This is a genomic window from Sphingobacterium sp. HJSM2_6, assembly GCF_049316305.1.
GTDB lineage: Bacteria > Bacteroidota > Bacteroidia > Sphingobacteriales > Sphingobacteriaceae > Sphingobacterium.
Genome location: NZ_JBMOXB010000012.1, coordinates 116,868 through 135,267, shown reverse-complemented (window position 1 = coordinate 135,267; position 18,400 = coordinate 116,868). Strand labels below are relative to the sequence as shown.

Sequence of the window (18,400 nt, the reverse complement as noted above, 5' to 3'; positions counted from 1 at the left end):
TAAAGACGCAAATTACTATTTGATGAAAGGTTATAGGCCTATTTGAATACCTAAATTAACCACACGCTGATTTTGGTAAGCGTCTCCAGCAGTATTGGAAGTTACCTCCGGATCTTGTTGATACAAGGAATAATTCGTCCAAGTAAACAAGTTATAACCACTTAAGTATATCCTCGCGTTATTAATTTTGAATGGTAAAACTTTATTTGGTAATTGATACCCCAACTCGACTGTTTTCAACCGCAAATAAGTCGCATCAATTAGCCAAAAATCAGACATATAGGTTGACGGGCTGTTGATTGTTGTTGGATTCGTCGTTAACCTTGGGAATTTCGCTGCCCCTGCAGTTTCAGGAGTCCACCTTTGTTGATGGATTGGTTGAAATTGGCTTTGAAAGGGTTCAATACCACTTCCTTGAACACTAAAACTATAACCTGTAGTTCCTTGAAACAATACATTGAAACTAAAGCCCCTATAACTTCCGCCTAAGGTCAATCCAAAACTGGTATTTGGAACATTCGGTTTCCCGATATAGGTGCGGTCAAAATCATCAATAAGCCCATCTCCATTTAGATCTTTATATCTTAAATCCCCTGGCTGTACTTGATAACCTCCGGTAGGCTTAGGACTTAAATCTAAATTATCTGCAGTATAAAATCCATCAAATTTATAACCTAATGGTTGGTTAATCTGTTGACCAGTTAGTTGTAACCATGGGAAGGCAGGAGTTGGTTCATCTTGAAATATAATCTTATTCTTAAAATACGTTAAAACACCTTTTACATGGTAATTAAATTCGCCGATATGATTGTTAAAGTTTAATTCAAACTCTACCCCACGATTTCGTACTCGAGCAATATTTTCTGGAGATACTCCTACCCCAATATTAGCCAGTAACGATTGGGAAGTTACCAATTGGTCGTAACGGATATTGTTGAAATAATCAAAGGTTAACGATAATTTGTTCTTCCACAAATTCATATCAAAACCCAAATCAAACGATTTTTGTTTTTCCCAAGTCACGTTACTATTCCCTAAACTACCTTCATAAATAGTTCCAGATCCTTGGTGAGTTTCCCCAAAGGAATAACTACCACCTTCGTTATACACCTGTTGAAATAAATAACGATCTCCCGCCACTTTATCAGAACCTACAATACCATAAGAGGCCCGGAATTTAAATAAGTCTACAAAGTCAAAACGATCTTTAAAGAACTCCTCTTTCGCTAAGTTGTAACCCACTGAAGCCGCTGGAAAAAAACCATACCGTTCATTGGCTTGAAAGCGATCTGATCCATTATACGCTCCAGTTAAATCCAATAAGTATTTTTCCTGATAATCATAACCCGTACGGAATGTAAATCCTTCAAAATTTTGAGGAATCCAATTCGTTTTTTTATCACCTTTAGTTTTATAGGATTCACGGTTATATAATAAAAGGGAATTAATGCGATGATCTCCAAACGATTTACTGTAGTTTAAATTGGCTTGAACATTCACGCGGTTATTGTAATCACCTTGATAAGCCCTTAATGTATAATTTTCAAGGACATAAGGCGCTCCTCCTTTCAGTTGATAGGAATCTGACAATGGAGAATACTTATATACGGGAATTTGATCACGCCCTTGTTCACGGCCATTGGATTCTATACTGGCATAAGCAACACGGGTAGAGAAGGATAAGCCATCTAACACGGCTTTCAAATCTTGCGTACCACCAAATAAGATATTAATATCATTTCTGCGGTCTAAATTATATCCTGAAGTTGCCAATCGAGCATTGATCGTAGGCAGTAATTCCTGTGTATCGTTGGCATAAGCATAGGATCCATTTGGATTCAGAAATGGTGCTGACCAAGGTCTTATTTTACTAAAATTAAATACTTCACCCACGACGTTACCAGCACGTGGTGAATTGATACGATTAAAATTGGAGCGAAAATCTAAGCGTAATTTCAAAGTTTTCGTTGCTTGTACATCCAAATTGGATCGTAGATTAAAGCGACGAAAGTAGTAATTGGTATTAACTTGATCGCCAGAATTCACGAAATCATGAATATTTCCATCTTGTGAAAAAGCACCTGCCGTTACGAAGTATTTTACACTTTCACCACCTCCAGAAATATCTACATTTGAATTGTATTGGAAACTTCTCGGTTTAAAGATCGTCTCATACCAATTCACATTCGGATGGCCATAAGGATCATCGTTATTCTTAAAATGATTCAATGCATCCGGAGAGAATTTTTGATTGGTATTATCACCATCCGTATTGGTAATAGCTTCATTCCACAACAATGCACTTTCGTAGGCATCAAGAAAATTCAATTTCGTCACTGGACTTTGCATACCCGATTCAATACGGGCGTTTATCTTAGGTCGTCCAGATTCTCCACGTCTTGTTTTAACTACCAAAACACCATTTGCCCCTTTTATACCAAAAACAGCAGTGGTTGAAGCATCTTTTAAGATGGATATACTCTCAATTTCATTGACGTTAATTTGTGCTAATTGATCATAGGTATATTCTATATCATCCACAATAATTAAAGGCTGATTACCATCGGGATTTAAAGAACTGACCCCACGTATATAGAAATCAGACGCATCTCTACCGGGTTGGCCAGAGCGTTGCACGGAAACAAATCCTGGAAGGCGACCTGACAGCGCATTCTGAACACTGGAGGTAGGTACTTGCCGAATTTCAGACCCCTTAATGGAGCTTACAGCACCTGTATTGGTCAACTTCTTGGTTGTTCCAAATCCTACAACGACTACTTCATTAATATCTTGACTATTACTATTCAGAATTACTTCGATAGCCTGTCCATCGCTTACCTTGCGTTCCACCGTCGCATAACCGACTGAACGGAATTCCAATACTTTGCTTCCTTTTAAGACAATACTATAGCGGCCATTTTGATCTGTTTGCACCGAAGAGGCACCTTTCTCTTGCACAGTTACCCCTGCTAAAGGGCCTGAATTGTTTTTTACAATTCCGGTTGTTGGTGTTTGCGCCCATAAGAATATCGGTACAATAACCATGTATATAATAAATTGAATTCGATTTTTCATAATTCTCTAAGGATATTAAGTATTACCAACCTGGGTTTTGCATCATATTTGGGTTTTTGATTACCTCGCTAAAAGGTATTGGAGCCAAATACATTTTTTGATTAAAATTCATTTTCAAGATGGGATTCGGTTGACGAAGAATTCCAGTTCCTGTTTGAAAGATCAGGGTTCCATGCAATTGCAGATTGAACTGAGTTTCTGCTAGTTTCCAACGCCTCACATCGTAGAATCGATGTTCTTCAAATGCTAGTTCTTTCCTTCGCTCCTGATGGATGATTTGACGCATATTTGCCTTGGATAGATTAGGTGCTAAAGCGAAGGGTGACAATCCTGCTCGTTCACGAATAGCTTCCACAGCTTGATAAACGATAGCATCAGGACTTGCCAGTCGCTCGTTTCTGGCTTCGGCATAATTCAGTAAGATCTCTGCATAACGAAACAAAATATGGTCATGATTTACGTTGCTGTAATTCGTGGAATTTTCAAAATTGCCCATAAATTTACGTAGGTAATAACCTGTTTTGGTCTGCTGCTTGGTTCCTCCAGGCTTATCACCTCCACCTTCATACGTTTGTACAGCTCGGCTTAACCATTGTGCACCATTATAGAAAATTGTTGCGTAAAACCTAGGATCACGGCCTTCATAAGGTTGCTCTGGATTATAGCCAGCGTTTGCATCCGTAATGGGAAGACCATTTGCCATTCCAAAAGCATCGACCAATTCTTGTGTAGGACTGGTACGACCATTGTTTACTCCTGATGAATAGCCCACAGGTCCATTGTTATTTTCCATACTGGTATTATTGCCGCCTTGTTTGGAGAATATTCGTTCTTTGTTTCTGCTGATAAATACATTATTAAAATCAGGTTCTAAAACGAATAAATTTTGATCTATTAATTCTTTGGCTGCTTCTTCTGCTAATTGCCAACGAGTAGCATCAAAATTGGTATAACCAACTAAGGCATTTTGTGCATCAATGTTACCACCATTATATAAGGGACTTGCTGCATACAACAAAACCCGCGATTTTAAAGCTAATGCAGCAGATTTAGTTGGTCGACCATAATCCGTCAAGTTAAAAGGATCTGTTCTTAAACTGTCTTTGATCGCATCACATTGTTGAACAATAAAATTCACACATTCTTCAAATGTATTTCTTGGCAATTCGATATTATCTTCAATTTGATAAACTTTATCGCCCAATAATGGGATACCCGCATGGCGCTTCAGCAATTCAAAATAAAATATTGCTCTTAAAAATTTAGCTTCTGCTTTCCATACCCTATTTAAAGGGGTTCCATTTTCAATGTTTCCTTTTAATGGAACTCGGTCTATATTGTTAATAAAAATACTGGCCTGACGGATACCTTGATAGTAGTCTGCCCATAGATTATCTTGATAGCTATCAGCTGTAAAACTACCTGTGGCCAATTGTTGTACCGACGTATTTGTAGGATTGGAAGAAACCGCATCATCTGAGGCCGCATCTAAGAAATCACCCCCTACGCGATTGCCCGTATTCGGTAAGAAACGGTAGGTATCTGCCAGAAAACGATTGGCATTCACTCCGGCAGAATCCTGCTGATCAAAAACCTGCTCTAGGGTTTGCAGTTCGATAGGTTCAATTTCCAGATCGCTAGTACAGGAAAAACTTAATATCCCTATTCCAGCCATCAAGAACCAATTTATATGATTAATTTTCATGATAATGTCGTGCTAGGTTATTATAATTTGATATTGATTCCGAAATTGTAGATCCGTTGAGCAGGGTACGCTGTTCCAGCATTAATTTCAGGATCTAGTCGTTTATAAGGAGTGATGGTAAATAAATTTTGTGCATTGGCAAAAACCCGTATTCCAGCTATTTTCATTTTACTGGTTAGTGAAAATGGTAAAGTATAGCCTACATCCAAATTACGTATGCGCAAATATTCCCCTGATCGAGTCCAAAAACTAGAATTATTTAAAAAAGGCGTATTCGTCGGATCAGATCCAATTGTCAATCGTGGATATGTCGCTGTTGCTGCCGTTTCTGGTGTCCAACGGCCCAATAAATAGTCAAAACCTTGGCTTTCACCATTTGATCCGAATGAATAATCTGTTTGTTGATAAGTGCGATTTAGCACTGCCTGTAACAAAACACTAAAATCAAATCCTTGAACACTGAATCCTAAGGTTGTCCCCAAGAAAATAGTGGGCTTCCGATTTCCAATAGCCGTCTGGTCATGCTGATCGATGATGCCATCTCCATTCAAGTCAATTAACTTTACATCTCCTGGATGTACTTCATTTCCTGCTAATTTTGGCGCATTATTAGCTTCAGACTGCGTTTGAATTAACCCATCTCCTAAATAACCAAATGTCTGACCTACAGGCATCCCTGTTCGTTTATTCCATGAATATTGTCGATAAACTTCATTCATATATAACACTTCGGTTTTCATGCGACTGGCATTTGCATTAATGAAATAATTGAAGTTGCCAATATGATTTTGGTAAGTAAGGTTCAATTCCTGACCCTGATACCTGTTCTTGCCAATATTTTCATTCGGGTAAGGAATTCCAATTAGATCAATGGTAGAACCTCTTTGTTGCAGTAAATCAAAATAGGTGTCGTGGTAAACATCAGCGCTCAAGTTTAAGGTATTTTGAAAAAACGATGCATCTATACCCAGATTAAACTTATCACCTTTTTCCCATGTGCCCTGCACATTTGCTAAACCTTTCTCAACCAAGGAATGCACTCTCGCATATTCAGATCCGAATTCATAACCATTGTTGCCTCCTTGGCCATAGGATGATCGCCAACTGTAATAACCTAAAGAACCTTCATTGGTATTTCCTGTTCTTCCGTATGTAGCGCGGAGTTTAAGTTTATTCAACCAATCTTCTTGGCCTTCCATGAAATTTTCTTTCAGGATATCCCAGCCTAGTCCAACTGCATAAAATAACCCATATTTCTTTCCAGGCAGAAAGCGGTTAAAACCCGAATAATTAAGTGCTAGTTCAGCAGAATATTTATCTAGATAAGCGTATTTTCCAGTAACAGCATAATTACTATGGGTTGCTGGTAAATCAAATTGATAATTTGCCGTGCGTTGATCTAAAAACACTTGAGCCGAAACCTGATGGTCTTCTTGAACAATGGTATTATAACCTAATGCACCTTGAAAGTAGAAAAAATTTGCAGTAGAGGTTGTCGCGAATGAATTAGGTTGATCCGCAATTGTTCCGAAACGTACGTAAACCAACTCATTTTGATCATTATATCGAACATCATAAACAGGTTGCTGTCTATTTCTATCGATCAAACTTGAAGAGCTGGCTGAAACATTGAGCTTCCCTTTCGCATAAAGTCCCGGTAAAAACTGATCTAATTTATAATGAAAATCCAAATTCGTTAATAAATCACGGTTATTGTCTAATAAATAGCCAGAACCTGTTACCTGCTGAAATAAATTTCGAGTATAAACCGATGAACCACCATAAGATCCATCCGGATTGACAATAGGGTAAGCATTATTCGGTGTTTGATATAACGATTCTAAAATCCTTTGGGTTCCGGCTCCTGGTTGTCTACCGTCTTGAATCTTACCAAAAAACTGTAATCCAATGGTGAAATCTTCTGTAACATCCACATCAATGGAACTATTGATCAAATAGCGTTGGTTTTGCAAGTTGGTCTCATAGGCGAATTCATCTGAAGATTTAAACATCCCCAGCTGGTTTAAATAACTCAATGAAAGAGCATAACGTGCATTTTTAATCCCCCCATTTACAGAAAGATTATATTTGCTGATGGGATTATTGTTTTTCAACGTTTGATTATACCAATTGACATTGGGAAATTGTAATGGATCTGTTCCATTTTTATACGCATCAAAATCTCCTTGACTAAAAACAGGCTGTCTTCCTGCATTTAGTAATGCCTCATTGTATAAGTAAGCATATTGATAGGCATCCAAGGGTTTGGGTAAATTCAGAGACTCTTGAATTCCTGTTTGAGCGGTAAAAGATATTCTTGGCGCGCCAATCTGGCCTTTTTTCGTAATCACTTGCAGAACTCCTCTAGAACTTCTTTGCCCTAATAAAATACTAGATAAAGCATCCTTTGCTACTGAAATAGATTCGATGCTTTCCGGATCTATAGAAAAAATATCTCGTTGGACACCGTCGATTAAAATAACTGGACTTTGCCCTCTCAAGTTAAAAGCGACCTCTGAATTGTCATTCATATTGGTGCTGTATTTCGTGGCATCTGTAGGTAGAGATCCTGCCAAATCTTGTGCGGTAATTGCTGCTGTACGTGCGGATCTAAAACCGCTTACCTCTTGCGTATGCAATCCAGCGATTCGTCCAGTGAGGGCATTTAAATATAAAGCATTGGCGCTGGTCTTTAATTGATTGTTATATAATACAGAAATAGCACCTAAGGCTTGATCCTTTACAAGGTTGTCGTATACCACTGTTAATGTATCCTTCGTGCCCATCATTTTCGATTTCATAGCAACACGGTCGGTAGTTACATGATTCAACTGAATGGTATAAAATAATGGATGCTTAAGCAGATAGGTTTGTTGACTAGCTAAGGAAATTTTGCCTTCCTCATCAGTCTCTCCAATTTCAGATTGATCTACTGTATATATTTTTACACCTTGAAGTGGTTTGCCATAATCGTCGACCACTTGAATGGTATGATCTACAAGTACAAAATTAGATTCCTCTGTACGAAACTTGCCATTGTTACAACTCAAATGCGTCGCATATACATCTGAAGTGGCAAGTAGGATACCGATTAAACTAATTCCTATATATCGTTTTATCATAATTATCTTGTTAATAATGGTGAATAGGTTAAAAATTAATAAGGTTAATCACAACGGAAAGTAAATTTGAATGGCTCATCCGTATTTCCATAACCCACCACTTTTGTCCCAGTTTGATCTGTAAAATAGTACTCCAATCGCGCTATCTGCTTATTTTTAGCTACGTCAAAAAATCCTCTTGGCCATAGGTCTATCATATACCGTAAGCCACCGACATCCGTCAATTTGGTTTTTTCATTCGGTTGATTTAATGAACTTATTAATTCGCCTTCCGTATCATACGCGTTCACTTTGATATAGATATTGGATTCAGCATCTAGTACGGTATTGGTAACACCTGCATCAAATGTTAGGGTGATAATATCATTATCTAAACTTTTTACAGGTTGAACCGTTCCCAATTGGGGATTTACAAAATCAATTAAATCTCCATCAGCACCCATGACTTCAAATACATCGGAGAATGTGAATTTTTTATAGTCTGTATCTTCCTGACGTAAATTTTCAATGGAGGAACCCACATAGAATCCAAGAGATACCAACATGTTTTCAGCACCTACATTGCAAGTTGCCTTGACTGTAAAATCAATATCTTCATTGTTCGAAAAAGTATATGCTTGTACACTGCGGAATACGATCCATTCCATATCGTCTACTAAATTTGGACCTATGCCAAACATTTTTTTGGCTGCTTGATGCCAATTTAAGCCTGAAACTGGTTCTGTTTCCGTATCTGGAATGATACGCATCGTTCCATTTCCTTTTGGACTCGTAAATGTCAGAACCATAGATTGCCTTGCATTCCAACTTTTTGGCACCATCATTCCAGCTAAAAGCTGCGTGGTATAAGTACCAGATTGAATTCTTGGTTCGGCACCACAATGCATCGTAAACGTAACAACCTCGTTTATTTGTGCATTTTTGGGAACTGTTACGGTGAGTGATTTTAACCCACAATACATTAAAAAGACAACGAAAAATAATCCGAATCCTAGATACAGATATACTAATGTTTTAGATAGTCCTCTCATTATTCAGCTATTACACGTTGGAAAACATATTGATAAGTATTGCTGGTACAACCCAAACTAAGGTTTAAACTTAGTTGACGTTGCCCTTCCACTATTGGAAATTGAAATTTTACAGGTAAATGTTCTTCCTGATCTGTTGGCGATAAAATTAAACTAAAGGGATACTGTGGATCATTTAAGGCATACTTACCTGGACCATCTACCAAAAACGGTAGATCATCTGAAAGTGTATAGGTTCCATCTGCTTTGAATACCATTTGAAAATTTTCAAATTTCATTCTTTTACTTAAATCTTCTCCATTTCTATGGATCTGGATAACTTTCCAAGTTCCAGCAATATCTTTTATAGGTTCTTCGACAAGGATAGCAGTTGCTTCATCTTCACAGGATTGGAAAACACAGAAACATACGACCGATGCCAAAAGGAGTTTGATAAATTTTGGGCTTTTCATAATTACATTTTTTTAATATCCTGGATTTTGAATTAAATCAGTGGACTTAGCAATTTCGGATTGTGGTATAGGCCATAAATACATACGCTTGTTAAACACTCTTTTACGGACAGGAACGGAGTTATAAGCTGTTCCCGAAGTCGTCTTAACAGGCTCTGTACCATGCAATTGAACAGACTCTACCTGTTCCGCTATATTCCAACGGCGAACGTCAAAGAAACGGTGTCCTTCAAATGCTAATTCCTTATGCCTCTCATTTCTGATGATTGCTCGCATCTCGGATTGCGATAAGCCTTCCTGCAATTCAAATGGAACTAAACCTGCGCGCTCTCTAATAGCTTCTACAGCTTCATATACTTTGCTATCTGGTGTATTCAGTTGTTCATTTCTTGCTTCCGCATAATTCAACAGTATCTCGGCATACCGAATGATAGGCATACAACGTGGTGTTACTGTATTAAACCAGTCTGCAGCTACATCCCTATGAATCATTTTATAGGTGTAATAGCCTGTTGGCGTACCCTTATAAATAGCATCTTGGCCTGATATGGTAGTATTTGGATTGGTTTTATCGATATAAATATTGACTGGTCTTTTCGCCAATCCATCCCGATGAAATACCATGGATTGATCCCGTGTAATGGTATTTGCTAGTCTAGGATCTCGATTCTCATATGGTTTAATAGGATTAAAACCTGAGTTTGGATCATCTATAGGAAGACCATTTTTCATTCCAAAGGCATTTACGGTTTCTAAATATGGATAGGCTCCTGGGCTTGATACTCCAAAAGTTGGTGGATTCCATATACCTTCCAAATTGCGGTTGGCATCTTGCATTCTGGCAAATATGTATTCAACATTTTTGCGCAATTGAAAAACTTGATAGAACCCAAACCCTAATTCTGTGCTATTATTTAAATGCAATTGATAAGCTTGCGATTCGATGACTTGAAGAGCTGCATCCTCCGCCTTTTTCCATCGCGCTGCATCGGTTGTTGGGTAACCCACGACATCCATTAAATCTGCTTGAGTCGTTAGCGTTTGTCCATTAAATAATGGGCTAGCTGCATAAAGTAGAACCCTAGATTTCAAGGCATAACAGGCTGCTTTATTCACACGACCATAATTTTCCCCGGTTTGTTCCCAATCAAGGTCTTCAGCGGCTTGATCTAATTCGCTGACGATATAATTTACAACATCTTCATACCGATCCCTTTTCGCTGGTATTACATCGGTTGCTTTATAAACCGAATCGCCCATTAAGGGTATTCCCGCATAATGTTCTAATAAAATAAAATAGTAATATGCTCTTAAAAATCGAGCTTCGGCTTTCGTCCTCACCTTTATGCTATTTGCAAACTTGGCGTTCGGTAGGTTTTTCAACAATATATTTGCTCTACGGATGTTGGTATAGCTAATATTCCAAGCATCTTTGGTGATGATATTGGAGTTTACCGTTCCTGTAGCAAATTGAATAAAGGTATTTATACTACCCATGCCTGCGCCTTCCGCCTCATCGGTACTTGCATCTAATCCACCTCCACCAAATCGCTTTGGCCATGTTGAAAATCCAACTTCCGAATAAATTCCAGAAAGAAAATTAATCGTATAGGCACTATCCGAAAAGACGACTTGCTCGTTCAAATCTGTGGATTGTGTTTGATCCAAAAATCCTTGTTTATTACAAGAACTATTAAACAAAAAGGCCATAACGATTGCGATGAAAAAACTTGTTTTCATAATCAATGGTTTATAATGTAAAAGTTTATTGAATGACTTATATTACTGCTTTCCACTTTGAAAAGCAGTATTCCTTATAGTTTAGTTTATACGACTTAATGAAAATGGACGAGATTCTAAAGCAATTCCACGTGCTTTATTTGGCGTTGAACGCATCTGAAGATGCAATTCACCACCATTCATAATATCTTGGTAGGTTATATAATTTTTATCGTAAACCTTTTTATTTAATTGTGCTTCTTCGATATATACATTTTCTGCACTGTTATTTTCAGCATGAATAATAAATTGCTTCCCATCTTCATGGGTAATGGTAATTTTATTAAATACAGGACTTCCAATGACATACTGATCTACTCCTGGACAAACACTATAAATTCCCATAGCACTCAACACATACCAAGACGACATCTGTCCCTGATCCTCATCGCCAGGATAACCTTTTTCGGAACTATTGTATAATCTAGCGCAAACTTCTCTGACTTGTTTTTGTGCTTTCCAAGGTTGCCCACTGTAATTATACAAATATGGAACATGCTGCGTCGGTTGATTCCCATGCGCATATTGACCCATTTTTGCCAATAGCATTTCGCGCATTTCATGGATCTCTTGTTTATAAGAACCATAATTCACCCGCTGATCCATCGTAAAAAAGGAATCTAATTTGTGGTTGAATTTTTCCTCTCCGCCAATTAAATTTATTAAACCATTGATGTCATGAATGACAGACCAAGTGTATTGCCAAGAGTTCGCTTCAGTGAATGCACCTCCCCACTCTACCGCATCGAATGGTTCCATCCATGCCCCATTTGGCAATCGACCACGCATGAAATTTACTTTTGGATCAAATACATTCCGATAGTTATACATTTGCCTTGCAAAAACTTCTTCATAGAATTTGTTTCCCGTTAATTTTGCCAAATGATACGCACAAAAATCATCATATGCATATTCTAAGGTCTTAGCCGTACTTTCATGCAAATCATCGTAGTATGGAATGTATCCTTTGGTATAATAATCCTTCCAACCTTGACGACCATTTGACCCCTTATAAAAGCCCACATTGGTCGTTTCATGGTAATATGCTGCTAAAGCACTATCAGGATTGAATGTGCGAATACCTTTTACCCAAGCATCTGTAAGTAAGGATATTGCATGGTTTCCTATCATTACTCCTGACATCCCTGGGTTTGACCAGGTTGGGAAAAATCCAGATTGTTTTTGTGCGTCTAAAAGGGATTGCATATATCGACCCTGCATAGTCGGATGTAAAATATTACTCAATGGAAATTGGCCACGAAAAGTATCCCAAAAACCATTATCCGTATACATATACCCTTCGTGTACTTGATCGTCGTATGGACTATAGTAATATGGATTACCTTGTTCATTATACTCATAAAACTTACGAGAGAACAAGTTTGCTCGGAACATACAGGAGTAAAAAGTAGCCTTTTCCTCTTCGGTTCCGCCTTCGACTTGAATACGATTCAACAGCTTATTCCAAACCTGATGCGCCTTATCTTTTGTTACTTCCAAATTTTTATGTGAAGCGATTTCTTTATCGAAATTCAATTGCGCTTGTTCTGGACTAATATAAGATGAAGCGATTTTGGCTTCCACTTTCGATCCGGATTTAAATTCTAAATAAGCTCCTTTTCCTTTTCCAGAATCAAAGGTATTGCCTGCTTTGATTTCCCCTTTTTCATTTTCCCAAGTACCAAAACTCTTAAAATCCTGATTAAATTCAATTACAAAATAATTCCTGAAATTTTTAGGTACAAATCTTCCATTATTGACATAACCTACAATTTTACGCTCCTTTGGAAAAATCTTCACTTCAGAATCTTTCAAAAAACCATCTAATATTAGATAGGCATTTTCTTTTTTGGGAAAGCTGAAACGCATATGTCCTGAACGTTCTACTGGACTCACCTCGGCTTTAATGCCATTATCGAACGTCACTGCATAATAATGTGGTTTCGCAATTTCATTTTTATGGTTAAATTTTAAAGCTCTTTCATCTTCATTGACTTTTAAAGTGCCTATAGCCGGCATCAAAGAGAAAACAGCATAATCATTCATCCAAGGACTACACTGGTGAACTTGTTGAAAACCACGTATGGTTTCTGCTTTATATTGATATTTCCAACCATCTCCATTCTTTCCTGTTTGCGCAGAAAAGAAATGTACCGCAAAGGGTAATCCTACAGTAGGATAGGTATTGCCATAAGAAAGTGACCACTCTGAATCAGTCCCTTGCAACGTATTGACATATTTAACTAAATCTCGTTCCTGTGCATCTACTTTTTTACTACCAACAAGTACCAGTAAGCACCAGCATATTATCCAATTTCTACTCATAATAGGTTTTATTAATTAGTGTTTCCCCAATTTTTATTAGCTGTATTCCCCATAAACAATTCTAAAGTGCCGCCATTGACCATATCTTGAAAATCCAAATGATTTTTGTCATAAGGTTTTCCATTCCAGAGTGCTTTTTGAATGTATTTATTGGCTGCTGAATTATCGTGTGCGATTATTTTAAACTTTTTACCTTTAAAATATTGTGCATCTAGTGCATAAGTTATCTCATTAAATATAGGACTGGTGATTTCATATCGTGTCGTTCCTGGACAAGATGGATGAATACCGGTAGCTGCTAAGACATACCAAGCAGACATTTGTCCTACATCCTCATTCCCAACTATTCCTTCTACGGAGTTTTTATAGGCATTTTCTGTAATATGTCGAGTCCATTTCTGGGTAAGCCAAGAGGCGTCCAAATGATTAAATAAGAATGGAACTAAATGAACTGGTTCATTCGCATGGTTATAATAATCGTTCCATAACAAGTGATCAGGGGTCTTTTCAAAAAAGTCGGTTAGGTCAGCCAGGGTTTTTTCTTTTCCTCCCATCAATTTCACCATACCAGGGATATCATGAGGAACAAACCAACCTTGTTGATATGGATTACATTCAATGGTTCCATACCATTCTTTTAGTCTGGCATTTTCAGGCCAAGGTTCCCAACTGCCATCCTCCTTCTTTGGACGGAACCACCCTTTTTCAGGGTCAAAAATGTGTTGATATGCCAAGCCTTTTTTCAGATATTCTTCTTGAAGATCTCCTTTCCCAAGACCTTTAGCGAGTTGAGCTATACACCAATCTGTATAGGCATATTCCAATGTATTTGAAATTGAAAAAGGCGCACTGGAATAACCTAATTTATCATTCCCAAATTTCTTTGACGTATTGACCGCATATTTCAAGGCTTTCTCAGCATCATATCCTCGAATGCCCTTTACATAGGCATCTGCAAGTACGGATAATGCAGGATTACCTATCATACATCCGGAATAGGCATTTAAAAATTCCCACCGTTCAAAATACTCATTCCCCGATTCTTCGGCCAATGTAATCAATGAATTTATTTGATCATTGACCATAGATGGGTTGATTAATGTTTGAAGGGGAAATTGTGATCTAAAAACGTCCCAACCACTAAATATGGTCCGTTTTTGAAAGTCACTGTTTTGATATATTTTTTTATCCCCACCAACATACCGACCATCTACGTCTGTATATATCCTTGGATCAATCATCGTATGGTAAAGGGAGGTGTAAAATACTGTTTTTTGATCTTCAGTACCTCCTTGAACGTCTATGGAGGATAACGCATTATTCCAAGCTTGTTTAGCCTCTGCGCGAACCTCATCAAACGTTTTCCCTTCGATTTCTGTTTTCATGTTTTTTGCTGCACCTGAGACATCTACGAATGATATACCAACTTGCATTTGCACTTCTTCTTGATCTTCGGTTGAAAACTCCGTGTAAAACCCGATGTGTTTTCCTTGCAGCTCTTTCTTATTTTTAATGATGGATGCTTTAGAAACTTGAGTCAGGTAAGGCACAGTGACCACTTCCTCCAATTTACGAACCCAGTTATCCGGAATATCTGCAGACCAAAATGCATAATTTTTTAATGGTTTATCAAATTTTGCATAATAGTAAACGGTATAGTCAGCTTTCCCATCTCCATTACCCCAACCCCCTCCTTCCGGAGTACATTTCATCCAACCCTGAATGGTATAATCATCCAATACTTGAATATATTGTTCCGACGAAGTTCCTCCTACTCTTCTTGCTAAATCAATCTGAATCCTTGCTTGCTCATTCTTCGGAAAAGTGAATTTCAACATCCCACTATGTGCTGCAGCGCTCGTCTCTACTTGAATACCATATCGTTCTAAAAAGACGCTATAATAGCCAGCTTCAGCTTTTTCTGTGTCTTTGGAATAACTGGATCGGTATCCTGAAATGCTGCCATTTTCTTTGCCTGCAATGTTTGAAAAAGTTCCGGTCGTTGGCATAATTAAAAAATTACCCAAATCACCATACCAACCTACACCACTCATTTGAGTCATGGCAAATCCTTCAATCGTTTTATGTTCATAACTATAGCCTGGACTATTATCTCCCCCAGTAATCGTATTTGGACTCACTTGAACCATACCAAATGGAGTAGTAGCTCCTGGAAATGTTTTACCTAATCCATGGTATACTTCTGCAGCTCCTACACTGGTACTTGCTCCTATAAATGGGTTGACGTAATCTGCAGGCCCTTTTGCTGTGGCTTTCATTTTACTCGCACAGGATCCACTGATCAACGCAATACTGAAAAGACTAAAAATATAGCTGCAATATTTAATCATGTAATTTTTCATTTATCGCTTAATTGTTATTGTTTTGAGTCCAAATCGAGGTATAGTTAGACTCATAATGGATTGTCCATTCTTTTCTTGAATAGGAACTGCACCTAACTCCTTTCCATCCAATCGAACCTCCGTTATAGATTGTACAGGAAAGTGAAGTTTAATGGCTTGTTTATCCTTTTTCGAAGAAGCATTGAAAAATCGAACGATCACCTGATCTTCTGACTCCTGAATGGAAGAAATTTCAAAACCATTATGCTCCATGGTTAGAAATTCTTTGTTTTCTAATTTTAAATTATCGGCGTAAAAAGCGTACAAAGGTTCGTTATAGGTATTGCTTTCCTCAGAAATTGCGGATTCATCCCATACTTTAGTATGAGGAATTAGGGCATATTTCATTTTTAACGCTTCGGTTATTTTATAATCCATTCCCCAAAGACCAACCCCTGAATATTGAATGGTTAAACCCAAAGGAAGGTCAGGACCATGAACATAGCTGCTGGTATGATCTGTTAATACTGCTAAGCCTAACTTTGATTGTGGATCATATGCATCGACCCAATTTAAAATAACATTATGTTTTATATCATCCCATCGTCCAAAATAGGTACTATCTAAATTGCTTTTCAAGACATCAAAAGGTGCATTTTTATATACCTCTTGTTGTTTTATACTTGTTGGGAAAAGAATCTTCAATTTATATCGATCATCCGTATAAGCCCGTCTATTGTCCGTCCATTTATGTTTTTGCGCATATTCTCCTATTCCTACTTCCCCTTTCCAATCGATCAGTAAATCAAAATCAATACGTTTTTGCCCTTTATTTAAGGTAATGGTTTGAATTACTGGATGCCCTGCAATCTCCGTGTAAATGGCCACTTGAACGGATAAAGAATGATCATGAAGGACCTTAAACGTGGCTGGACTATCTTTAGTGGATTTAAAACTATTTTCCTTATAAAAATGTCCCGATATCTCATTCATGGAATATGCAGATGATTGATTTGCAAACTCCTTATTTTTCAACTGTTTAACTTTTAAACTTTTGATAGTACCCCCTCGAGATTTATCCAAAACGATTCGGTACAAGTCATGGTCAATCAGACAGTTACCTTCTTGATCGAAAGTTACATGTTGCTTAGCCTTTGATTCCTTCTTGACTTCACGGATTTCATAGGTCGAATACCCAACAGCTGAAACCGCTGCTTGAAAAGCTAATCGACTTGAAGATCCGCTTGCGGTTATTTCATTAGGAACTGAACGGCCATCCTCATCTATAACTTCGGCTCCTACCCAATGGCTAGGAAGATGAACGCTTACTATTTCAGTTCTTAAATGACCCAAGGTATTATAAACTCGTACATATGCCGTGTTTTTATTCGATTCTACATTACTCGTCACAGGAGCTCCTAAAGCTTGTTGAATAAATTCCTCGGCCTTTATCGTGCTATAGCTTGTCCAGTCTTTTATAGCCTGTGCCCATGTTTGATTTGGATTCAATTTATTGTAAGGCACGATCCATGAATCATGATGTTGGGCCATCATCAATGTGCGCCACGCCTCGCTTAAACTATCTTGATCTATTTTAAATCCTTTTTCAAGAGTTGACATCGCTGCTATTTTTTCAGCTCGTAGTAATGCATTTTCCGCTGAACGTACTTGTTGAGCAATCTGCTGCAATACCTGCGATCCCCACATCAAGTTTACTTGAATGTCCTCTTGTGTTAATTTCCAATGATCATCGGATTTCTTAGGTGCATATTTTTCAAAATATTCTGTCCAAGTCGTATAAATTGAATTATTCTTAATTCGATTTCCTGTTCCTAACCAAGGACCATTGTCCCAACCAGCATCTTGATAAGTCATACCTATTGGGTTTTGAATACCCTGAGAACGACTTTGCTCTATAAAACGATCTGAATTATTCCAAGCGGTTGTTTGCCAGGTAGAATTTTCTTCAAAGGCCTCAGAGGTATAGCGCGGTACGGTCAATATGGAACTGCCATCTGGTGCAATCCAATTTAATAATTCTCCTCCATAAGCTCTCGTATAACCACCCCACAGTGTATTGGGACATTTTAAAACTGCATATTTGAATCCAAATTGATTTAAGAGTTGAGGTAAACAACTCGTAAAACAAGGTTCTTCTACCGCATAAGTGCTAAACGTAATCGATGGAAAATGTGCCCTATGTTTTTTAAAGCCATAGGTAAATTGACGAATGATACTTTCCCCTGAAATGTTATATAAGTATGGTTGTGCATAGGTTGGATTGGTAAAATCAACCCGATTGGAATTTACCCAGGTTTGCATCAACTGGTATCCTTCTGGATCTTTGACCTGAACGGTATCCCAAGTTTCAGGCTCTATCTCCATGCCTATTCGCCATTCCGGATGTTTGATTAAATGGTCTACAGTAAATTTGGTGACCCACATGGGGTAATGGCCATAAACTCCTCCATGGTATCCATCTACAAAATAAACCTGTTGTGCATGGACAGTCCATGTACAAAAAAACAAGGCACTGATGCTAAGCAGTTTTTTTAAGTTCAAACCCATT

General features: G+C 37.8%; 9 protein-coding genes. All 9 read right to left on the bottom strand.

Going from position 1 to position 18,400, the window contains the following annotated elements; all coding sequences use genetic code 11:
* Window positions 1-30: 30 nt before the first annotated feature.
* Complete coding sequence (locus ACFRAE_RS11990; RefSeq protein WP_422797397.1) at window positions 31-3,075, bottom strand: SusC/RagA family TonB-linked outer membrane protein; 3,045 nt, start codon at window positions 3,073-3,075, stop codon at window positions 31-33.
* Window positions 3,076-3,097: 22 nt separating this feature from the next.
* Window positions 3,098-4,780: a RagB/SusD family nutrient uptake outer membrane protein gene (locus ACFRAE_RS11985; RefSeq protein WP_422797396.1), complete on the bottom strand. Its 1,683-nt coding sequence runs from the start codon at window positions 4,778-4,780 to the stop codon at window positions 3,098-3,100.
* Window positions 4,781-4,800: 20 nt separating this feature from the next.
* A complete protein-coding gene (locus ACFRAE_RS11980; RefSeq protein WP_422797395.1) occupies window positions 4,801-7,902 on the bottom strand; it encodes a SusC/RagA family TonB-linked outer membrane protein in 3,102 nt (1,033 codons plus the stop codon).
* A gap of 44 nt (window positions 7,903-7,946) precedes the next feature.
* Entirely contained in the window at window positions 7,947-8,933 is a 987-nt protein-coding gene (locus ACFRAE_RS11975; protein WP_422797394.1) for a DUF4961 domain-containing protein, read from the bottom strand.
* Entirely contained in the window at window positions 8,933-9,385 is a 453-nt protein-coding gene (locus ACFRAE_RS11970) for a DUF5004 domain-containing protein (RefSeq protein WP_422797393.1), read from the bottom strand. Before ACFRAE_RS11970 ends, ACFRAE_RS11975 begins: the two co-directional genes overlap by 1 nt.
* Before the next feature lie 12 nt (window positions 9,386-9,397).
* Entirely contained in the window at window positions 9,398-11,125 is a 1,728-nt protein-coding gene (locus tag ACFRAE_RS11965; protein ID WP_422797392.1) for a RagB/SusD family nutrient uptake outer membrane protein, read from the bottom strand.
* Between the two features lie 81 nt (window positions 11,126-11,206).
* Window positions 11,207-13,489, bottom strand: a complete 2,283-nt coding sequence (locus ACFRAE_RS11960; RefSeq protein WP_422797391.1) for a GH92 family glycosyl hydrolase — start codon at window positions 13,487-13,489, stop codon at window positions 11,207-11,209.
* A gap of 11 nt (window positions 13,490-13,500) precedes the next feature.
* Complete coding sequence (locus ACFRAE_RS11955) at window positions 13,501-15,852, bottom strand: GH92 family glycosyl hydrolase (RefSeq protein ID WP_422797390.1); 2,352 nt, start codon at window positions 15,850-15,852, stop codon at window positions 13,501-13,503.
* Window positions 15,853-18,399: a glycoside hydrolase family 38 C-terminal domain-containing protein gene (locus ACFRAE_RS11950; protein WP_422797389.1), complete on the bottom strand. Its 2,547-nt coding sequence runs from the start codon at window positions 18,397-18,399 to the stop codon at window positions 15,853-15,855.
* Between the last annotated feature and the right edge of the window lies 1 nt (window position 18,400).